21 protein-coding genes, 1 tRNA gene and 1 pseudogene are annotated in these 19206 nt (G+C 38.0%); 14 read left to right on the top strand and 9 right to left on the bottom strand.

Annotation, left to right across the window (positions count from 1 at the left end; genetic code table 11):
• The first annotated feature begins 38 nt into the window (after positions 1-38).
• Positions 39-116, top strand: a tRNA-His gene (locus tag D1868_RS01025).
• A gap of 50 nt (positions 117-166) precedes the next feature.
• Here the strand turns inward: D1868_RS01025 and D1868_RS10890 are convergent.
• Together D1868_RS10890 and D1868_RS01020 are read right to left on the bottom strand one after the other, a co-directional pair.
• Entirely contained in the window at positions 167-331 is a 165-nt protein-coding gene (locus tag D1868_RS10890) for a hypothetical protein (protein ID WP_196770318.1), read from the bottom strand.
• A 321-nt stretch (positions 332-652) separates the two neighbouring features.
• On the bottom strand, positions 653-1246 hold the full coding sequence (locus D1868_RS01020) for an amidohydrolase family protein (RefSeq protein ID WP_156004939.1): 594 nt from the start codon (positions 1244-1246) through the stop codon (positions 653-655).
• A gap of 273 nt (positions 1247-1519) precedes the next feature.
• On the opposite strand from D1868_RS01020, the pseudogene D1868_RS11285 reads away from it, so the two are divergent.
• From D1868_RS11285 to D1868_RS00990, 4 genes and pseudogenes are all read left to right on the top strand, one after another.
• Positions 1520-2164, top strand: a pseudogene (locus D1868_RS11285) (DUF929 domain-containing protein).
• A 93-nt stretch (positions 2165-2257) separates the two neighbouring features.
• Positions 2258-3622 carry a phosphoglucosamine mutase gene (gene glmM / locus D1868_RS01000; protein WP_156004935.1) on the top strand — a complete coding sequence of 455 codons (1365 nt, stop codon included), beginning with the start codon at positions 2258-2260 and terminating at the stop codon, positions 3620-3622.
• On the top strand, positions 3619-4014 hold the full coding sequence (locus D1868_RS00995) for a Trm112 family protein (protein ID WP_156004934.1): 396 nt from the start codon (positions 3619-3621) through the stop codon (positions 4012-4014). Before glmM ends, D1868_RS00995 begins: the two co-directional genes overlap by 4 nt.
• Positions 4015-4062: 48 nt before the next feature.
• The gene (locus tag D1868_RS00990) at positions 4063-4485 is read left to right on the top strand and encodes a DUF2153 domain-containing protein (RefSeq protein WP_156004933.1); all 423 of its coding nucleotides are present in this window, start codon (positions 4063-4065) and stop codon (positions 4483-4485) included.
• Positions 4486-4561: 76 nt separating this feature from the next.
• Here D1868_RS00990 and D1868_RS00985 read toward each other — a convergent pair whose 3' ends face one another.
• The gene (locus D1868_RS00985) at positions 4562-5026 is read right to left on the bottom strand and encodes a hypothetical protein (RefSeq protein ID WP_156004932.1); all 465 of its coding nucleotides are present in this window, start codon (positions 5024-5026) and stop codon (positions 4562-4564) included.
• 23 nt (positions 5027-5049) lie between these two features.
• The gene (locus tag D1868_RS00980; RefSeq protein ID WP_156004931.1) at positions 5050-5721 is read right to left on the bottom strand and encodes an orotidine 5'-phosphate decarboxylase / HUMPS family protein; all 672 of its coding nucleotides are present in this window, start codon (positions 5719-5721) and stop codon (positions 5050-5052) included.
• An 86-nt stretch (positions 5722-5807) separates the two neighbouring features.
• Here D1868_RS00980 and D1868_RS00975 point away from each other — a divergent pair, with 86 nt between their 5' ends.
• Positions 5808-7406 (top strand): CTP synthase, encoded by a 1599-nt coding sequence (locus tag D1868_RS00975; RefSeq protein WP_156004930.1) that lies wholly within the window; start codon positions 5808-5810, stop codon positions 7404-7406.
• Here the strand turns inward: D1868_RS00975 and D1868_RS00970 are convergent.
• Positions 7359-7673 (bottom strand): ArsR/SmtB family transcription factor, encoded by a 315-nt coding sequence (locus D1868_RS00970; RefSeq protein ID WP_156004929.1) that lies wholly within the window; start codon positions 7671-7673, stop codon positions 7359-7361. The two genes, D1868_RS00975 and D1868_RS00970, sit on opposite strands and share 48 nt — an antisense overlap.
• 103 nt (positions 7674-7776) lie before the next feature.
• Here D1868_RS00970 and D1868_RS00965 point away from each other — a divergent pair, with 103 nt between their 5' ends.
• Both D1868_RS00965 and D1868_RS00960 read left to right on the top strand, forming a co-directional pair.
• A complete protein-coding gene (locus D1868_RS00965; RefSeq protein WP_156004928.1) occupies positions 7777-8040 on the top strand; it encodes a U6 snRNA-associated Sm-like protein LSm6 in 264 nt (87 codons plus the stop codon).
• A 31-nt stretch (positions 8041-8071) separates the two neighbouring features.
• Positions 8072-9289, top strand: coding sequence for a methionine adenosyltransferase (locus tag D1868_RS00960; RefSeq protein ID WP_196770287.1), 1218 nt, complete (start codon positions 8072-8074; stop codon positions 9287-9289).
• On the opposite strand, the gene D1868_RS00955 is transcribed toward D1868_RS00960, so the two are convergent.
• The 3 genes from D1868_RS00955 to D1868_RS00945 are packed head-to-tail and all read right to left on the bottom strand — an operon-like array spanning position 9276 to position 13788.
• Positions 9276-11108: a DUF460 domain-containing protein gene (locus tag D1868_RS00955; RefSeq protein ID WP_156004926.1), complete on the bottom strand. Its 1833-nt coding sequence runs from the start codon at positions 11106-11108 to the stop codon at positions 9276-9278. The two genes, D1868_RS00960 and D1868_RS00955, sit on opposite strands and share 14 nt — an antisense overlap.
• Positions 11105-11971: an RIO1 family regulatory kinase/ATPase domain-containing protein gene (locus D1868_RS00950; RefSeq protein WP_156004925.1), complete on the bottom strand. Its 867-nt coding sequence runs from the start codon at positions 11969-11971 to the stop codon at positions 11105-11107. Before D1868_RS00950 ends, D1868_RS00955 begins: the two co-directional genes overlap by 4 nt.
• Before the next feature lie 26 nt (positions 11972-11997).
• Complete coding sequence (locus tag D1868_RS00945; RefSeq protein ID WP_231112410.1) at positions 11998-13788, bottom strand: Rqc2 family fibronectin-binding protein; 1791 nt, start codon at positions 13786-13788, stop codon at positions 11998-12000.
• Between the two features lie 31 nt (positions 13789-13819).
• On the opposite strand from D1868_RS00945, the gene D1868_RS00940 reads away from it, so the two are divergent.
• The 5 genes from D1868_RS00940 to D1868_RS00920 are packed head-to-tail and all read left to right on the top strand — an operon-like array spanning position 13820 to position 16708.
• Complete coding sequence (locus D1868_RS00940) at positions 13820-14071, top strand: hypothetical protein (protein WP_156004923.1); 252 nt, start codon at positions 13820-13822, stop codon at positions 14069-14071.
• Positions 14071-14547: a Mut7-C RNAse domain-containing protein gene (locus D1868_RS00935; protein WP_156004921.1), complete on the top strand. Its 477-nt coding sequence runs from the start codon at positions 14071-14073 to the stop codon at positions 14545-14547. The genes D1868_RS00940 and D1868_RS00935 overlap by 1 nt, the downstream gene beginning before the upstream one ends.
• Positions 14510-15196, top strand: coding sequence for a TIGR00296 family protein (locus tag D1868_RS00930; protein WP_156004919.1), 687 nt, complete (start codon positions 14510-14512; stop codon positions 15194-15196). The genes D1868_RS00935 and D1868_RS00930 overlap by 38 nt, the downstream gene beginning before the upstream one ends.
• A 51-nt stretch (positions 15197-15247) precedes the next feature.
• A complete protein-coding gene (gene pdo / locus D1868_RS00925) occupies positions 15248-15952 on the top strand; it encodes a protein disulfide oxidoreductase (protein ID WP_156004917.1) in 705 nt (234 codons plus the stop codon).
• Between the two features lie 51 nt (positions 15953-16003).
• Positions 16004-16708: a plasmid mobilization protein gene (locus D1868_RS00920; RefSeq protein WP_156004915.1), complete on the top strand. Its 705-nt coding sequence runs from the start codon at positions 16004-16006 to the stop codon at positions 16706-16708.
• On the opposite strand, the gene dcd is transcribed toward D1868_RS00920, so the two are convergent.
• Positions 16699-17232, bottom strand: coding sequence for a dCTP deaminase (gene dcd, locus D1868_RS00915; RefSeq protein ID WP_156004913.1), 534 nt, complete (start codon positions 17230-17232; stop codon positions 16699-16701). The genes D1868_RS00920 and dcd overlap by 10 nt on opposite strands.
• Before the next feature lie 142 nt (positions 17233-17374).
• On the opposite strand from dcd, the gene D1868_RS00910 reads away from it, so the two are divergent.
• Complete coding sequence (locus D1868_RS00910) at positions 17375-19180, top strand: ATP-dependent DNA ligase (protein WP_156004911.1); 1806 nt, start codon at positions 17375-17377, stop codon at positions 19178-19180.
• Positions 19181-19206: the final 26 nt, after the last annotated feature.

Below are 19206 nucleotides of genomic sequence, written 5' to 3'. Positions count from 1 at the left end.
ACAACTCGTTAAACTCTAATTGGCTGGGACACAAAGTGGCTCGGGTAGCTCAGCCTGGTTAGAGCGACGGGCTGTGGACCCGTAGGTCCCGGGTTCAAGTCCCGGCCCGAGCCCCATTTTAGGGGGATATCCCTAAGACCCGTTTGCCCCTACACCCTCATTTCAATCATTTTATGTTCATGATCAAGTGTAGGGACTTAGCCCTCAACCACCTACCAGGTGGGTCATGGGTCTCCTTCGAGCCCAACGGCACTGGGCTCACATCTCCGCTTATCTCTCTAACCCTTGGGGCATTGCCCCCATCGGGTTGGTAAACCTCCTTAGTTCTCATCATCCTCTTCACGAAATTAATTGATAAATGAATATAGAAAGACTTCTATTGTTATGAAAAAGGATTCAGCCCCACAAAGTGCAGAACCAAATGATGGTTGTTGTCCGAAGAACGGAATTCCCATATATATAACATTCTAGAGAGTAGTATATATGTTTAGATTCTGTTAAAGTAATGTATTTTTTCTACTATAGTGGCAGCTTAAAGAGATAAGACATAAATTGTATCAGATAAGGTGAGAGGTTGGCTTTTAATCACGAGTAGTCTAATTAGATCTTGAAAATTTTCTTGGCATATAGACTCTTTTCCTTCTCGTCCAGCCTATGTAAATCCAATTGTCTTTAAGTCAATAGGTGTATAAGGGTAGTTACTGCCGTAAATTCTTTTGCCTTTAAAAACGATACTTATCTCAGGAGGTACCGTAGAAATTTCGAAAAACACTTTTTCTTCTTTTGCTAGTTCCATAGCTTCTTTGATGTAATTAGGATATCCAGAATGTATGAGAATAAGATAAGGTACTCGTGACAAATATGGTTTTAAGTGACAGGGATTGCCGTAACCCCTACCCGTATATACGAGAAGGGGTAGGTCTTCCTTTTCCACAATCTTGATTACTTCAAGGACTCTTTCATCTTTTAAGCTAAAGGAGTGGTTTATAGGGTTAAGTATTAAGCCTAAAGTCCCTCTCTCGATCTGTCTATAAATCTCGACTTGAGGAGGAATTCTGCACCGTACGTTATAAATTCCCAGCCTAGGTTTGTTAGGATATTTCATATACTGTTGATAGAACCCATCTACGCAACACTCACAACCGTATTTATATGCAGGATTTAAGACAAAGTTACGTAAAGGATATTCTGCACTGGTGGGATAGAGTTTAAGCCCTAGATGTACGTTAATATCTACTATTTCCACAACTAATACACTCTCCAAACAGGGTCAATAAGTATTTGAGTTGAAACTGTTCTTCAATATAATTTCATTATAAAATTAATTTATAGTAACATTTATAAAACCATATTCATTGATAGTATCGATGAATAAAAAATATTAACTGGATTATTAGTTTTGGTAATAATAATAGGTGGAGTTCTTGTATTATCGCACTTCAGTAACAATATATCTTCTTCATTAACTCTAGCGTCAAAGTTGTCTCTCTTACAAAATACTATCCCCGCAGGAACGTTCGTGAAGGTTAATGATCAGGACTATGCACCACCAGGTAAGGTAATTGTTGTTGTACAATCTTGGTATGGTTGCCCGGTAGGAGCTGCTGCATCGTGGGCGATATATAATGTTATATGGTAATGTATCGTTCGAATTTCATTATTCAGATCCCGATCATTCTCCTGCTAATATACCCGGTCTGATATTCACTGGATTTAAGCCACAAGGAGAGTTAGAGTTTTACGTAGCTTATGTTTATAACGAGTATCTTAATGCTTCATATAATGGCACTCCAATTCCTACCAACGATTTAATACCTGAAGGAGAGCAAATACTGACAGAAGAGCTGGAAGCTATGGGAGTTCCTAATGCGACTCAAGTAGCAAGTATTATAATACACTACGAAGTCAACGTTACAGTAAGCAATTACAGTAAGCCAGCAGCATTATATGTAAACCCCCTCACCTAAATTTCGCTATCTTGATATCAGGTCCTAATGGGACTTACATCGTAGACACTCCTATAATAAATCCTACTACTTTAGAAGGTTATTCACCTCAGTACATCTGTCAGAATCTTGATAGCTTCCCTCAGATAATTCAAGCCTCGGATATGATTCAAAACGTAATAAATATGGCATATCCAACTGGTTCATGTCCTACCTGACAGCTTTGCTTAGAAATTTATTCACATTCTTTACATCTTATCGGCTCAAGTTGTTATGACAAAATTAAAATAAAATTAAGGGAAACTTTTACTATGGGTAAGTTATTTGGTACTGATGGAGTCAGAGGAATAGTTAACAAGGAGCTAACACCTGAATTAGCGCTTAGATTAGCTAAGGCTATAGGTACTTATTTTGGTAAGGGAAGCAAAATTCTCATAGGAAGGGATGCAAGAGCTGGCGGAGACATGTTAATGAGGGTTGTGGAAGCTGGGTTACTTAGTGTAGGTGTCCAAGTTTATGATGGTGGAATGGCAGCAACTCCTGCACTACAATACGCTGTTAAGACCTTAGGATACGACGGTGGAGTAATAATAACTGCGAGCCATAATCCGGCTCCCTATAATGGAATAAAGGTTATAGATCGTGATGGTATTGAAGTAAGAAGAGAGAAGGAGAATGAAATAGAAGAAATATACTTCAGTGAGAGGTTCAACACGCAAGAATGGAGTGCTTTAACTAACGAGGTTAAGAGAGAGGATAGAGTCATAGATATTTACGTAAAGGGAGTCCTTAGCCATGTTGATACAGAAAAAGTAGCTAAAAAGCACTACACGGTTCTCATCGACTCTGCTAACAGTGTAGGAGGACTTTCTACTCCTTTAGTTGCCAGAGGATTAGGCTGTAAAATATACACTCTGAACGGTAATATTGACCCGTTGTTTCCGGCTAGACAACCTGAGCCTACATTTGATTCATTAAAGGAGACGGCAAACGTAGCTAAAACGTTGAAGACAGACTTAACCGTAACTCATGACGGTGATGCTGATAGGGCTATATTTATTGACTCAGAAGGTAGGATACAGTGGGGAGATAGGAGCGCGGCTCTACTCTCGTATTGGGCTCACGTTAAGAATCCTAGAGCCAGTAATAAGGTAGTTACAGCTGTTTCTAGTTCCAGTCTTGTTGAGGAATATCTATCTAAGTTCGGGATTGAAGTAATATGGACTAAGGTAGGTAGTGTAGATATTGCACATAGAGTCCAGGATGAGAAGGCTTTAGCCGGATTTGAGGAGAACGGCGGCTTTATGTATCCTCCTCATCAGTACGTTAGAGACGGTGCTATGAGTTTCGCGTTAATGCTAGAGCTGATGGCTGAGGAGAACGTTAGTTCAGCCGAACTCTTTGATAGATTGCCTAAGTACTACTTAGTAAAGACTAAAGTGGAGTTAAAGCCTGGATATGATGTTAACGCCCTCTATTCTAAGTTAATCTCAATATACCATGGAAAAGGAAAGGTGTTGACTATTGACGGTGTTAAGGTGATAACAAACGATTACTGGTTCTTAGTAAGGAAGAGCGGTACAGAGCCTATAATAAGGATTCTAGTAGAGGCTAAAGATGAGGAAAAAGCAAATAATTTAGCTCAAGAGTTAAAGAGTATAGTTGAAAGCGGATGAAGTATAGGCTGTTAGACCTTTTAGCTTGTCCTATTTGTAAACATTTTCCTCTTACGTACTACGTTTTTTCTGAGAAACAAGTTGAGAGAAATTTAGGAGATGAGAAAAAGCCCTTGTGCGAAATATATTGTGCATATAAGAAAGTTAACGTTAAGGATGCTAAGGAAGAACTTCCTTGTGAGGAGTGTTTCAAGAAAGAGATCGTTGATGGGATTCTTTACTGTCCTCAATGTAAGAGATGGTATCCAGTTATTGACGAAATACCGAGGATGTTACCAGATAAGTTAAGAAGAGAAAGTGAAGATGTAGAATTTTTAAAGAAATATAAGGATAAAATTCCTAGAGAAATCTTGTTGGAAGGTCTACCTTATAACATTAAAGAGAGTATTTGACATATGCTTATTAATTTGTAGTAACATAAGTAATATTGGTGTAGCCGTTTGGAAAACGGATATCTCTCAAATCTTGACGAATGGATTAAGATGCAAAAGAATTTATTGAATACCGTGAAAGAAATGGAGAAAAAATATGAGTCAGGTGATATTGACAGACTTGACTTAATATTAGCCACTAGAGTAGCATTCCAACATATAATGAGGACTATAAAAGCCTTCGATCAATGGTTACAAGATCCGCAAATTATAAGGCATATGCCTAAGGAGATGTTAGAGGATGTAATGAAGACTACATGGAAGCTTTTAGAAACGCTTCTCGAACTGGACATAAGGCATACAAGTGAGTTTAGAGACTTAGTAATTAAGTTAAGCAAAGAAGGAAAGCTAGACCCACTTATATGGAACAGACCACTGAGTGACGAGAACCAACAGCAGACTGGCAGAAGAGGAAGCTTTATGACGATGTGAAATATCTATCTATTATTTTAATATCCTTTAACAAAGGTGAATTAAAAACAAAAAATAAATAAGGTAGAATTTCGGTTTAGTATCTTCTATTATTTCTTCTATTCTTTAATCTATTTTCTTCATCTATCGCTTGAACCTTAAGTTTTATATCATTTATTAATTGGTTAAGGTTATTCTTGAAATCTTCCTCTATAGTTTGATTGTCTAGAAACTCTAGTCCATTATTGGTAATTTTTAACTTCTTGCTGACTGGATCGTTCTCTACATATCCTAAGTATAATAAAGAAGTAATATCTTCTTTAACCATAGGACTGAAAATGTTTCCGCCAATGACGTTGAACTGATATCCTAAATCTAACCCTTTCTCCTTCATTTCATTTAATGCAGTAACTAGAGCCTTCTCCGATGCACCACCTAAAACCTTAATAATGTATAATAGTTTGATCTTTCTTTTGTCTTCTTTAAGAACGTCAGGAGTTATTACTTGCTTCGTCACAAGCTTTACGTCCTTAGACTTTGTCTGACCGCCAGGCTGAGACATATAATTCTCCTCTTCTAATACTATCACTTCTGCCTTATTATCTTAACTATATCTAATGTCACGTTATAAGGATTGCTTGCTCTGGTTATTGCTGCACCTACAACAAAGATGTTAATCGGTAAGTCAAGCAACTCTTGTATCCTATCCTTATTTAAGCCTCCAGCTACTGAAACTACTACTCCCAATTCCGATACCTCTTTGATCTCTTTTTTAAGGTCTGAAACACTAATGCCCCTTTTCTTTTGTACGTCTAAACCAACGTGTAGTCCTATTATATCCACACCTAGTTTCTTGAGTTCCTGAGCTCTGTCCCTAACGTTCTTAACGTTTATTAAGTCTGCTTGCACTAAGATACCGTATTCATGAGCTTTCTTCACTGCACTCTCTATTGTAGCATCATCCATAATTCCGAGGACAGTCATTATTTTTGCGCCTCCCAACCTAGCTATTTCAGCTTCAACATCACCAGCATCTGCTGTCTTAGTATCCGCTAGAACGATTTTCCCTTTACCGATTTCATTAAGTTTTTTAAGCGCAGTAATACCTTCAGCCTTTAGTAGTGGAGTTCCACACTCTAATATATCTGTCCCTCCTTTTATCGCATCTAATGCTACTTTTAAGGCATCATCTATTTTTAAAAAATCTAATGCTACTTGTAAAAATCTAGAATTTTTTAGTTTTTCAAGTAATTCCATATTATTCCCCGTATAGATTACCCATTAGAAATAAGACAAATGAGCTTTAAAACTGGTGTTTGTAGAATATTAGCTGTGATTTCCGTTTGACGAAGTTTATTATAGTCACCGGAGGCGTTCTGTCAAGCGTTGGTAAGGGTACGGTGTCAGCCTCTATAGGGCTTCTACTAAAGGCCAGAGGATATAATGTCACGTTAGTAAAGGTCGATCCATATCTGAATGTAGATGCAGGTACTATGAACCCATATATGCACGGTGAAGTATTCGTAACTGATGATGGAGCAGAGACTGACCTAGATTTAGGGCATTATGAAAGGTTTGTCGGAATAAATATGAGCAAATACAACAACATAACTGCAGGCAAGGTTTATTTCGAGGTTATCAGAAAGGAAAGAGAGGGAAAATACTTAGGTCAGACAGTTCAGATAATCCCGCACGTTACGGACGAGATAAAATCGATGATAAGGAAAGCTGCTGAAAAGGCTAATGCGGAAGTCGCAATAGTAGAGATAGGAGGTACTGTAGGTGATATAGAGAGTCTGCCTTTTCTTGAGGCAGTTAGGCAGTTGAAAATTGAGGAGGCTGAACATAACGTAGTATTTGTACACGTAGCTCTCGTAGAATATTTGAGAGCCACAGAGGAGCTCAAAACGAAACCACTTCAGCACAGTGTACAAGAATTACGCAGGATAGGAATACAACCAGATATTATAGTTGCAAGGTCTGTAGTACCATTAGACGAAGAAACTAGGAAAAAGATCGCACTATTTACAAATGTAAGACCCGAAAATATTTTCTCTAACTACGATGTTTCCATGACGTATGAAGTACCCCTAATACTCGAGAATCAAGGAGTACCAAGTAGAATTCTAGAGAAACTTCAGCTTAAAGATAGTCAGCCCAATCTGGAAGATTGGAAGAAGTTCATCTCAGACCTTAAAGAGGGTAAGAGAGAGGTCACAATAGCTCTTGTCGGTAAGTATACGAAATTGAAAGACAGTTACATAAGCATAAAGGAGGCAATATATCACGCCGCGGCTAAACTGAAGTTAAAGCCTGTATTATTATGGATAGAATCCACCGATCTAGAAAGTTATCCACAAGAACTGGAGAAACTTAAGAAGGTTAACGGTATAATAGTATTGCCAGGCTTTGGAGCGAGGGGAGTGGAAGGTAAGATATCTGCTATAAGGGTTGCAAGAGAGAATAACATTCCGTTTTTGGGAATATGCTATGGGATGCAATTAGCTGTAGTGGAGTTCGCTAGGAATATAATGGGTTTGAAGGGGGCTCACACTACAGAGGTCGATCCTAAAACACCTTATCCGGTGATAACTCTTCTAGATGAACAAAAGAAAGTGGTGCAAGTTGGTGGAACGATGAGATTAGGATTACAGAAGGTTATAATTAAGGAAGGGTCGTTAGCCAACAAGATTTACGGTTCAACAGTCGCTTATGAAAGACATAGGCATAGATACGAAGTCAACCCTGAATATGTAGACGAACTCCAAAAGAACGGGATGGTTATTTCGGGAATCAGTGAAAACGGTCTGGTGGAGATGATCGAGCTTAAGGATCATAAGTTCTTCGTCGGACTACAAGGGCATCCTGAATACAGAAGTAGACCGTTAGCACCTTCACCCGTTTTCGTTAGTTTTCTCAAGGCTAGTGCTGGCATCGAGTAAAATTATAGTTATTTTTTGGTATTTAGGTTTCACGATTTTTCTTATTCCTTTAACCCCGTTTTCATATTTAACTTCCACAAGGCCGGCATTTTCTAGCTCAGCAACATGATTACTTATATTCCCCTTACTCATGTGCAGTATTTCGCTTAATTCAGTTATATCTAACGGCTTCTCGCTTGTAAGTTTTAGTATATTTATTCTTGCCATTACGCTTAATGTCTTTGATATCTTTACAATTTCTTCAGGTTCTGAGATTATTAATTCCACATTATTAATCTTGACATCATTTCCCTTAAAAAACGTAAGGTAAAAGAGATGAGAACCCTTTTATATTAGCTAGTAACACAATTTCAAATTGAGGAGACTTATCGTGCAAGCGAAGATGGAAAATCCGTTAAAGAGTCTAAAAACAGCTATGAATAAAGTTGTATTAGTGAAATTGAAGAACGGTTCTGAATATATCGGTAGATTGGAACAGAGTGACGGTACCATGAACCTAGTATTAAGGGACTGTATAGAGACTAAAGAAGGTACATCAGACCCTGTTGCAAAATATGGTAGAGTTTTAATCAGAGGTAGTAACATTCTCTTTATCAGTGTTGACTACGAAGTGATAATGGGAAAGGAAAAGTAAATTTATAAGCTATTTGGTGTGAGGATAAGGTATAATGAGGAACATAAACGTTCAATTAAGCCACTGGGCTGATATAGACTCTTTAGATGTAGAATTAGTAGAAAGAAAAGGAGTAGGTCATCCGGACTACATAGCGGATTCGGCATCAGAGGAAGCCAGCAGAAAACTTTCTCTTTATTACCTCAAGAACTACGGAGTAATTTTACATCACAATTTAGATAAGACTTTGCTCGTAGGCGGTCAAGCAGCACCTAAGTTTAAGGGCGGAGAAGTTCTTCATCCTATATACATTGTAGTATCAGGTAGAGCAACTACTGAAGTCAAGACGGAGCACGGAACAGAGAGTATACCAGTAGGAACAATTATAATTGAAAGTGTTAAGGAATGGATTAAAGATCACTTCAGATATCTAGACCCAGAAAAACATGTAGTAGTTGATTACAAAATAGGGAAAGGTTCTACGGATCTAGTTGGGATATTCGAAGCTAGTAAGAAAGTGCCTTTATCTAATGATACAAGTTTTGGAGTTGGATTTGCACCTTATTCTAAACTGGAAAATCTAGTATTCAATACTGAAAGACTGTTGAACTCTAAGGAAATTAAAGCTAAGATCCCTGAGATAGGAGAAGACATAAAGGTGATGGGATTAAGAAAAGGCAATAGGATAGAATTAACCGTGGCTATGGCAGTTATAAGCCAACTTGTAGAAGACATAAATCAGTATATAAACGTTAAAGAAGAAGCTAAGAATCAAATTCTAGATTTGGCAGCAAAGTTAGTTCCTAATTATGATGTGAAAGTGAACATAAACACTGGTGATAAGATAGATAGAGGTATAGTATATCTCACCGTGACTGGGACTTCAGCGGAGCACGGAGATGATGGAATGACGGGAAGAGGAAACAGGGCTACCGGATTAATAACGCCCATGCGTCCTATGTCTTTGGAAGCTACTGCAGGAAAGAACCCCGTGAATCACGTAGGCAAACTTTACAACATCGTTGCGAACCTAATTGCACAGAAAGTATCTCAAGAGGTAAAAGGTGTAAAGAGTGTCCAAGTAGAAGTGTTAGGTCAAATAGGAAGACCTATAGACGACCCTCTAATAGCTAACGTTCAGGTTATGACTGAGGACGGTAAAATTAACGATAATATGAAGAGAGAGATCGAAGGGATCACTGATGAAATGCTTGGCAATATTGTCAAGATCTCCGATCTGATATTAGAGGGTAAAGTCACTTTGTTCTGAAACGATTTCTCCTATAGTCTTCAAGGATTCTCTTTAGGTCAAGTTTTTCACTCTCTGCGAGTAACTTTTCCTTATTAAGTATTTCCAAATCTCTTAGTGTCTCTTTTTCAACGATTACTTTATCCCCTAAAAATAACTTCACTATAGAATTATCTACTTGTTGACTATGAAAGTATACTCTTTTTTCATTAGTATCTACCTCTATGTAAGGAGGTAATTGATCAGAACTTACCACTAGTAATCTAGAGTTAATTAAACCTTCTATTATCTCGAGTAAACTCTTGATTTCTTTTTCTTTTTCTTCTATCTGATTTCTCATGGTATTTATAAGTTTGATATAGTTCTCTATCTCCAGCTTCAACTCGTAAATCTTTCTTTCCTTTTGAAGTTCCTTATTGTACATTGTTTTGATTTCATCAATCCTTTTCTGTAATAATACATTCTGAAATGTCATTTCCCTGATCTTTCTTTTAAGTCTTTCAATATCTCTCTTTAATTGCATATTCTCTTCCTCAAGAGAGTTCACTTTGGTGTAGTAGTTAGTTTGATGCGGAGTAAAATTAGGTTGAGAGATTTCGTTTTTCGTGAATTCTATCTCTTTTTCAATTTCTTTTTCTACACACTCATCCATAGTTTTACCTTCAATAATACATTCCAGTACCCGATCCTCATCTACGTCTATATCCATTCTCCTTAGTAATCCTCTAGCCTGATTTAGCTTGTGGGATATCTCATAATATGCCTTCAAAGCAGCCGCTAGGGAATCCCTTACGTGTGGGTCGTCGATTTTCAATCCGTGTTGAGTAGAGAATTTATCGACAATTAACATCTTCTCATCCATGCTGAGTCTTCTGTCTGGGACAAACAACTTAGAGTTTAGCACTGCTGAAATTTTCTTTACACTGTCGGGCACCGGATTTACATCAGTTGCTATTAAAACGGGCTTTCCGTATTTTCTTATAATGTCTATTACGTCTTCTCTGTCTATGTTTCTCCTAGACGTCATAAACAAGGGGTTTCCGTGCAAATCTATTATTGATATCCCCACTTCTATCCCGGGGTCTATGCCTACTATGACGGGCTTAGTTTCCTTTTTTGTGTCTCCAAACTCGATTTTTGATTTATAAACTGGCTTTATCTCAACTCTTAGGTCGTGGCCCTTCATTTTCCTTACGATCCCGTATAAACTCTCTCTGGGCGAATACACCGTAAATACAGCTTTTTCTATTCCGTTTTTGCTTCTCTTTATTGAATAATCGTAATCAAACCCGTGTGCATCTAGTTGTTCTTTAATTCTTTTAGCTACTCTGAGAATGAGCCCCCTTAAGTTTCTTTTATATCTATTACTGCTCATCCCTCCGGGTCCTACAGCCCTGCCTCTGGAAATTATAATCTTCGTCTTATTCTCCCTAATCCTAATGGGAGTCCCTATACCCTTTAGGGCTAGAACAGCTGCTAGATAAGCTGTTCTTAACGGTGTTGGTTTTCCTTGAACTTCGAGTCCAGCCTCTCTTGCTACGTCTCTGATATCTTTAAACGTGTTGTTGACGTAAGTAACTTGTATAACTTCTAGTTTGTCCGGTAAAAGTGATAAGATTTTAACAAGTTTTTTCTCGTCTGGTGCTAGCTCATAAACATTATCTACTGCTATTTTATCTGGTCTTAATTCCCAAGCTAACCTTAATATTTTTGTGAGAGGAGATGATTCTGCCTTGTATTCTACTTCACCTTTTTCATTTATGATAATCACAGAATATGTGGGGGGTTTCAAGGAAGACGGGCTTTGGCCTGGCTCAATATCAATTCCCATTACCTTCATGGTTTCCCCTTTATATAATCTATGACAGCATCTACATCTTTATCTATTTCATACTTCTTATAAAAATATGCAAGAATATGATCTATATCTCTTATGAGTAAGTCCTCATTCTCGGGGCTTGACCATTGCGGCCAATCGATTACGTAAGCTGTTCCGTCCTTTACAAGTACATTATATTCACTTAAGTCGCCATGAATCATTTTACATTCATTATACGCTATTCTAATTGTCGACAGTATCTGATCTAATATTTCTTCTGGGTTTGTCAATTCACTCTTGTATAACTCTCTGCCTTCCACTAGTTCCATAGCCACGGCGTTATAAGCTTTTCCGTAAGGTTGTGGAACATAACCATAATTTTTCTTAACGCAGTCAAGGGCTTGGTATTCCCTTTCTGCGTTCTCTACTGAAATTACCGTCCAGTCTTTATCTTTTTGGATGTTCCGGATCTTTCTGATGTTCTTGTAACTTCTCTTACCGACCCTGTGGAATTTGACTATAAGCGGTTCGTCGTTAAAGTTATAACCTACGTACACTTCGCTCTCTTTTCCGACCCCTATTACTATCCCAAGGTTCTTAAGGACTTTCTCCACGTAAAGTTTCTTTATTGCTAATATATCTAAAGCTGTAAAAGTAATTCTGTAACTGTACTCACCACTTATTATCTGTTTTGAGAGTAACCTGAGGTTATACAGTCTTAGCAAAACTGGCTGGAGTTCGTTTAACCTTAACCCTGTTTCCTCTACCAACTCTGATGTCATAATCCACTCGTGGTTCCTATGAAGAGAATAAATGGTTTTGAGAATTTTATAATCTAAGGGGCCTACAAGAGAGGCTCGCTCGGCTAATGTTAAAGAAGGCATAACTGGTAACAATAAATATTATATCTTCATGCTTTAATTTTTTTCATAAGAAGCCTTGACTTACCAGGTATTTCCCTGATAATGTCCTCTTTTAAAGCTCTAAGACCTTTAATACCGAACTTTTCATAGAAGTACTTTATTATCTTATCAGCTAGTTTAGAGGGATCGTCCTCGCCTGGAGAAATTACAACGTAAGTGTCCGTCTTCGAAGATACATTATCGATGCTACCCGTCATAACTTTTAAACCTTCTTCGCTCTTTATCAAGCCTATAGCGAGTTGTAATTTAACGTTCTTTATATAGTTCTTTTTACCGTAGATCATGAAGGATCCTTTCTTAAGGTACTCACCACTTGGTGGGGTCTTGCTAACTTGTTCTCCGTATACCCAAAAAACGTCTATGGCAGCCATACCAGCTTTCCAGGCTTTAGAGTAGCAAGCCGAAATTGTGGCAGCATCAAGTAAGTCCTCCTCTTTGGGCTCTTTACCACTCGTTTTCAGAACAGTGGCAGCAGCTCCTTGAATGTCAGAATGGAAGAAGATATCTTTGTCCTCTAACAGTTTTCTGACTATACTTTCGTTCTGGTCAACGTCTCTTCCGGCAATTACTAGAAAACCATTCCTTGTTATAGTCCAATGGTATTTTTCGTACCATTCCTTCTTTCTTGAGGCTACAATTATCTCTTCCTTCCTTTCAAGGATTTGATTTTCCAGATCTCGCATCTTTCTTTGTAAATCCTCTAAAACTTCCCTTGCTTTCTTAGCTTTTTCCACGTACTCCTTAGCCATATCGAAGTATTTAGAAGAATTCTTATATACCGAGAGACTAGGATCCAGTTCCACTTCCATTCCATTAATGGTGGTCTTGAAGGGATTTCGCTTACCCGACTGACTAAGAAGGGAGTTAACAGTCTCATAGTTATCCACTATAATTTGTGCAATGCTTCTTAGCTCTTCAGCTTTTTTCTCATAGTCCTCTATTTGCTTTTTGGTTTCCTCTATTGTTTTTTCTAACTTTTTCCTTTCTTCCTCAAGTTTTTTGTCTATTTCACTCTTTATTAACGATTTTTCCTCTGCTGTAAAAAATTCATCCAATGCGTCATTATAACTTTCCATCTCAATACAACCTTCAGTTTTTACCGGGAGTACAGTAGTGTCCTTAATTAGACACTTGTCGAAATTACCGCTTGATATCTTCCTCAATAATTCCTCAACCTTTTTCTTGGATTCCTCTAGCTCTTGTTCATTGGTTGCGTGTAATTTCAGAGCTTCAACGAGCTCTTGAGGTATTCCCAAAATCCTGCTTAGGTTACCTTTCTTAAGTAGTTTTTCTATCTCTTCCTTAGTCGGAGGGTTAAGGGGTGGTGGAGGGGTATAAGTCAGACCTAATTTTATAGTTCTGTCTTTAAATTCTTTGTACTCTGTAGAGAACAGTATTCTATTATTCTCATCTGTAATCACCATGAGACCTCTCGGGAGTAATTCTAAGTAGATGATTTTCTCTGATGCAAGTATCTTTATAATCCTTTCCGTTCCTAAGATTGAGGTGTCTTTTATTATTCTGTCTCGAAGGAGCTCACGTAACACTGTGACTTCGGCGGTCGAGTCTTTTTGTCTTTCATATTTCGTGAAGTGGATTCTCTTACCTGGCTCTAAGACTAAGTTCTTATATTCCCCTCTGCAATACAGCTTAAGTAAGTAGGCTGAAAGTCCTTCGATTTTGAATATGTTGTCTATTCTACACCCTTCAAGTTTATTCTTGTTTTCTGTGTACCACGCCAGTAGATCAATGTAAGACATGCTCGTTTTTCTGTTCAACTATTTTACCCCCTATAGTCTATTAATTACCGTGGAGAAGGAAGATAAAATCTTGGTGCTGAGGGGGATTATGGGAGCATTAAGCGGTGTCCTTTCATTCATCTTAGTGAATAACGAGGTAATAGCACTTCTGATTCCGTTAATTGCATATGCATTATCCGTTGGGATAGTCTACGGTACTATAAGGGGTTTTAACCTTACTAAGTGGGATTTACTAGGTAGAGGTGTTTCAATATTATTGGCGTCGTGGCTTTTAATATTTGTAATACTGTATAATGCTTGATGCAAACTAAGAAATTCGTAGTAGATGCAATGTTGGGCAAGCTAGCAAGGTGGCTGAGGATATTAGGTTACGATACTGTTTACAATAATAACTTTGAAGACTGGAAAATTTTGAAGATTGCTGCTGATGAGAATAGAATAATTATAACGAGAGATAGAGGGTTATGTGTAAGAGCTAGGAAGAGGAAGCTAGAGTGTTTTTATGTTATCCCCGGTCTGAAAATTGAAGAAATTTTAGCTAAATTATCTTCTAAATACTCTATAGATTTGAATATTGTAGATCCTAATTTTTCAAGGTGCTCCGTATGTAACGGTGTGCTGAAGAAGGTTAATGACAATTTGTGGGAGTGTACTAGGTGTCATAAAAAGTATTGGAAAGGTTCTCATTGGAGAACTATAGAGAGCACTCTTATTAGAGCGAGAGCAATATTAAAGAATAATGAGTCTCAACAGCAGTCAATTAGTTACGATCAATGAACTCACTGAAGAGTTAGGCAAGAAATTAATAAAGATTGCAAGACAGTCAATTGAAGTCAAGTTAGGATTGAGAAAAAAGATTGATGAGTCTCTTCATGACCCCGTCCTAGATAAAAGAGGATTAGCTTTTGTTACACTTGAAAAAGAGACCGGTTCAACTACATCCCTTAGAGGGTGTATAGGCTATGTTGAGGCTGTGGCACCGCTTAGAGAGATAGTAAGTAAGGCTGCAATTGGTGCTGCGTTTTCTGACCCCAGGTTTCCTCCTCTAGCTAAGCACGAGATCAATGAGATTATAATAGAAGTAACAGTTCTGACAAAACCCGAGGAGATTACAACAAGCAATAGGAAAGACCTCGTGAATCAAGTTAAAGTAGGAGAAGACGGATTGATTGTCGAGTACGGGATAATGTATAGCGGTCTATTGTTGCCTCAAGTTCCTATGGAATATTGTTGGGACTCTGAGACCTTCCTAGCCGAAACTTGTCTCAAAGCAGGATTAGACCCTGATTGCTGGTTAAATCCAAAAGTAAAAGTTAAGAAATTCCAAGGTATTATTTTCAGAGAGATAAGTCCTAATTCAGAAAATATCCTTGTTCTAAAGCCCAACCAAATTAAATGCAAAAAAGAGGAAATTTTGAATTTATAGTAGTTACTTTTTTATTTGGCGAAGCGAAAAAAGATTAGTAGCGTGGTTAGGATGGAGGAAGAATTTGCAGAACTTTTTACAGATGAAGTTAAACAAGCTTTACAAGATGCTTTAAAAGATATGAAAAATCCTGTTGATGTGTACGTATTTATAAACTCTCTAGATGAACACTGCCACTATTGTGATGTTACGAAAAGATTTTTAGAATTCATGGGTGACGCAGCTCCTAAAAAGGAGGGTAAAAGCTTATTACAGGTTCACGTGGTAGACAAAGCTAATCAAAATGACTTACAAGTTTTCAAAGAGTTTAATATTGAGAGAGTTCCAACTGTTGCCTTCGTTAAAGGCTATATAAGGTGGACTGGTGCTCCATTGGGAGAAGAGATAAGAGCACTAGTTGAGACTGCTGTAAGGCTTTCACTAAATGAAAGTGGATTAAGCCAAGAAACAATTGATGCAATAAAAGAGAAACTCAACGGATTTGTGAAGATCGAGACGGTGGTTACTCCCTCATGTCCTTACTGTCCTTACGCTGCTTTAATGGCTCATATGGTAGCTTACGAAGCTTGTAAAGCTGGTAAGTGTAATGTACTATCAGATGTGATAGAGGCGTACGAGAACCAAGACATAGCCGAGAAATACCAAGTAATGTCAGTGCCTTCTGTAGCTATAAACGGCTCTGTTGAATTCATAGGAGTTCCCACTGAGGAGAATTTCATAGCTTCAATCCTTGAGAAGCAGAATCAGAAAGCGTAATCTCAAGTTTAAGGAAAGTAGTTTTTTAATAACACATGACTTATTTTATTTGTGAAAATTATTTCAATTAAGCTTACTGATGAAGAATACAAGGAATTAGAAGAAAAGGCAAGACAAGAGGGTTACGTTCTTCTTTCGGAATACATAAGGAGTGTTTTGTTCGGAAGGCAAACTCCAATTCAAAGCCAAATTACTATTGACGTGAATAACCCAGAAATAGTGAATCAGATTACCACAAAATTAGAGAGAAAAATAATGGATTATATAAATCCTTTTACGGCACAAATAGATGAAATAAAGAGGAAAATTGCAGATCTCGCAGAAAAAATTGAAGAGTTAGAAAGTAGTAAAAAGAGTATTGAAAAGACTGAAAAGAGTGAAGAGAAAAAACAGATCAAGGTTGAAACGAAGAAAGAGCAACCACAACCCAAGAAGACAGCTATTGAAAGGTTACAAGAAGAAGGGATATTATTTGAGTCGGAACTTAAGGCATTAAGAGATCCTACAGCTTTTTTCAATAAACTTGAGAGAGAAGGGGCTAAAATAATATACTTAGAATCCGAAAGAATAGCTATGAGTCAAGATTTTTACAACAAATTTATTGGAGATATTTCGTCGATAGATACATCTGATCCTGAAGAGGCTGCAAGTAAGCTTGAACCTAAAGAGGCAAAACTATTCAGGAAATTGGCAAAAGAAGCACTGGTAATATATGACGCTAACTCTAAAGGATGGAAACTAGCAGCTCAACTGTGATTTTTGTTCGTAAACCGAGGAACTGTTACTCCTCTTTGTCCTTGATATTTTCCTTGGTATGGGTTCTCAACTGGTGTTAAAGTTTTGGCAAAGATCAAATGTAGAAACCTCATCCCCCTCTTCAATTTCACTGGGAAAGAAGAACCTACTACTTCTATCGTAATCTGACCCTCAAACCCAGCATCCACAATTGTTGGGGGAATAAAAAGACCTAGCCTAGCAAAAGACGAACGAAGGTTAACAAAAGCCATAACATCATTTGGCAACCTCACTAACTCTTCAGTAGTTAACAATACGTGCTCATAAGGCCTTATTATAAACTCCTCCCCTTTCTCAACGTGAAATAGCGAGTAATCAGGATTGTCAGGGTCAAACACCTTGTCTTGCCTTTCCTCAAACCTAGCTATTTCCCCACCAATACGAAGGTCTATTCCGTTTTCCCTAACACTGTCTTCCCTTAATGGGTCTATTACAATCCATCCCTTTTCAAGGTAATATTTCAAATCACGATCTCCAAGAATCATGCTACCTTAATATTTTGTATACAAACACTATTTAAGGAAAAGGTTACTTGAATAAGAGGTCAGTGTAACTCTGATTCGTCATATCTCGGTCTTGCCAGATTTCATCATCCTTATTACACTTTTTGATCAACATATTAAAGTGATGGAGTTTAAACTAATCGCTGAATATTTTGATAAACTCGAGAGAATATCTTCAAGGATACAAATAACTTCGTTGTTAACTGACTTGTTTAAGAAATCAGATAAAGATGTAATAGATAAAGTTATTTATATAATTCAGGGAAAACTATGGCCTGACTTTTATGGTTATCCAGAAATAGGTCTCGGAGAAAAGTTAATGATAAAGGCTTTATCCATAGGGATAAACGTCAAGGAGGATACAATCGAAGCCGAACTTAAAAAGGTAGGTGACTTGGGTGAAGTAGCCTATAGGCTGAAAAAGTCAGGCAGCGGAACGACAATTTTAACATTCTTAGGTGCTTCGTCATCTTCTCCCCTAACTGTTGAGGAAGTATATAACTCTCTAAGTAAGATTGCTTTGGCTGAGGGCGAAGGAAGTAGGGACGTAAAAATTCGCTCCCTAGCTGGTTTATTAAAGAAGGCCGATCCTCTGGAAGCGAAATACATTATAAGGTTCATAGATGGGAGATTGAGGGTTGGTATAGGAGATGCAACAATTATGGACGCCCTTGCTAACGCCTATGGAGGTGGTCCTCACGCACGTCCAATAATAGAAAGGGCTTACAATCTAAGGGCTGATCTTGGTAACATAGCTAAAGTAGTGGCTTCGGAGGGTATTGAAGCGTTAAAGAATCTAAAGCCTGAAGTAGGAATACCAATAAGACCGATGCTAGCAGAAAGGCTCAACGACCCGGTTGAAATATTATCAAAAGTTGGAGGTCAAGCGTTAGTAGATTATAAATATGACGGGGAAAGGGCTCAAATTCACAAGAAAGGTAATGAGATTTATATATTCTCAAGAAGGCTCGAAAATATTACTAAGCAGTATCCCGACGTAAGAGATTATGTTAAAGACTATATCGATGCAGATGAGGTGATAATCGAAGGCGAGATAGTGGCTATAGATAAAGAAAGTGGAGACATTTTACCTTTCCAAGAGTTAATGCATAGGAAGAGAAAAAACGATATACACGAGGCGGTTGAGGAATACCCAGTAAATGTCTACCTTTTCGACTTAATGTATTATAACGGAGAGGATTACACTCTGAAACCTTTGCCAGAGAGGAGAAAGAAGCTCGAGGAAATAATAAAGCCCAACGACAAGTTGCACGTTGCTCATCATATATTTACAGATGACGTCGAAAAACTGAAAGAGTACTTCTATCAGGCTATCTCGGAAGGCGCAGAGGGAATAATGGTGAAGGCTGTAGGTAAAGACTCAATATATCAGGCAGGAGCTAGGGGGTTCTTGTGGATAAAACTCAAGAGAGACTATCAGAGCGAGATGGCTGACAGCGTTGACCTAGTAGTTGTTGGTGCTTTTTACGGGAGAGGTAAGAGAGGAGGAAAATTAAGCTCACTACTAATGGCAGCTTACGACCCTGAGACTGACACATTTTATACAGTATGTAAAGTTGCCTCGGGTTTCAGCGATGCGGAACTGGATGAGCTACAAAAGAAACTTATGGAGATCAAAATGGACTCCAAAGACCCGAGAGTAGAGTCAGAGATGGAACCAGATATATGGGTTCAACCAAAGTATGTGGCTGAGGTGATAGGTGCGGAGATAACTCTTTCCCCTCAGCATACCTGCTGTAAGGGTCAAGTAAGCAAGGAAGCAGGGCTCTCAATAAGATTTCCCAGGTTTATAAGGTGGAGGGATGATAAGAGCGTAGAAGAGGCTACCACACCACAAGAGATCTTAGAGATGTATAAGTTGAAGCTGAAGAAAAAAGAGGATTCAAGCGGAGAAACGCAACCTTCCTAATCAAAATTCATATATTGTTACTTCCT

This window comes from Stygiolobus azoricus (assembly GCF_009729035.1).
GTDB lineage: Archaea > Thermoproteota > Thermoprotei_A > Sulfolobales > Sulfolobaceae > Stygiolobus > Stygiolobus azoricus.
The sequence above is the reverse complement of the archived record's forward strand: the minus strand, read 5'-3'. Positions and strand labels throughout refer to the sequence as shown.

What these genes read in the sequence shown, in the direction of transcription:
- D1868_RS10890 (WP_196770318.1), bottom strand. Translation starts at nt 331, where the DNA reads ATGAGAACTAAGGAGGTTTACCAACCCGATGGGGGCAATGCCCCAAGG.
- glmM (WP_156004935.1), top strand. Translation starts at nt 2,258, where the DNA reads ATGGGTAAGTTATTTGGTACTGATGGAGTCAGAGGAATAGTTAACAAG.
- D1868_RS00995 (WP_156004934.1), top strand. Translation starts at nt 3,619, where the DNA reads ATGAAGTATAGGCTGTTAGACCTTTTAGCTTGTCCTATTTGTAAACAT.
- D1868_RS00985 (WP_156004932.1), bottom strand. Translation starts at nt 5,026, where the DNA reads ATGTCTCAGCCTGGCGGTCAGACAAAGTCTAAGGACGTAAAGCTTGTG.
- D1868_RS00980 (WP_156004931.1), bottom strand. Translation starts at nt 5,721, where the DNA reads ATGGAATTACTTGAAAAACTAAAAAATTCTAGATTTTTACAAGTAGCA.
- D1868_RS00955 (WP_156004926.1), bottom strand. Translation starts at nt 11,108, where the DNA reads ATGAAGGTAATGGGAATTGATATTGAGCCAGGCCAAAGCCCGTCTTCC.
- D1868_RS00950 (WP_156004925.1), bottom strand. Translation starts at nt 11,971, where the DNA reads ATGCCTTCTTTAACATTAGCCGAGCGAGCCTCTCTTGTAGGCCCCTTA.
- D1868_RS00935 (WP_156004921.1), top strand. Translation starts at nt 14,071, where the DNA reads ATGCAAACTAAGAAATTCGTAGTAGATGCAATGTTGGGCAAGCTAGCA.
- D1868_RS00930 (WP_156004919.1), top strand. Translation starts at nt 14,510, where the DNA reads ATGAGTCTCAACAGCAGTCAATTAGTTACGATCAATGAACTCACTGAA.
- pdo (WP_156004917.1), top strand. Translation starts at nt 15,248, where the DNA reads ATGGAGGAAGAATTTGCAGAACTTTTTACAGATGAAGTTAAACAAGCT.
- dcd (WP_156004913.1), bottom strand. Translation starts at nt 17,232, where the DNA reads ATGATTCTTGGAGATCGTGATTTGAAATATTACCTTGAAAAGGGATGG.
- D1868_RS00910 (WP_156004911.1), top strand. Translation starts at nt 17,375, where the DNA reads ATGGAGTTTAAACTAATCGCTGAATATTTTGATAAACTCGAGAGAATA.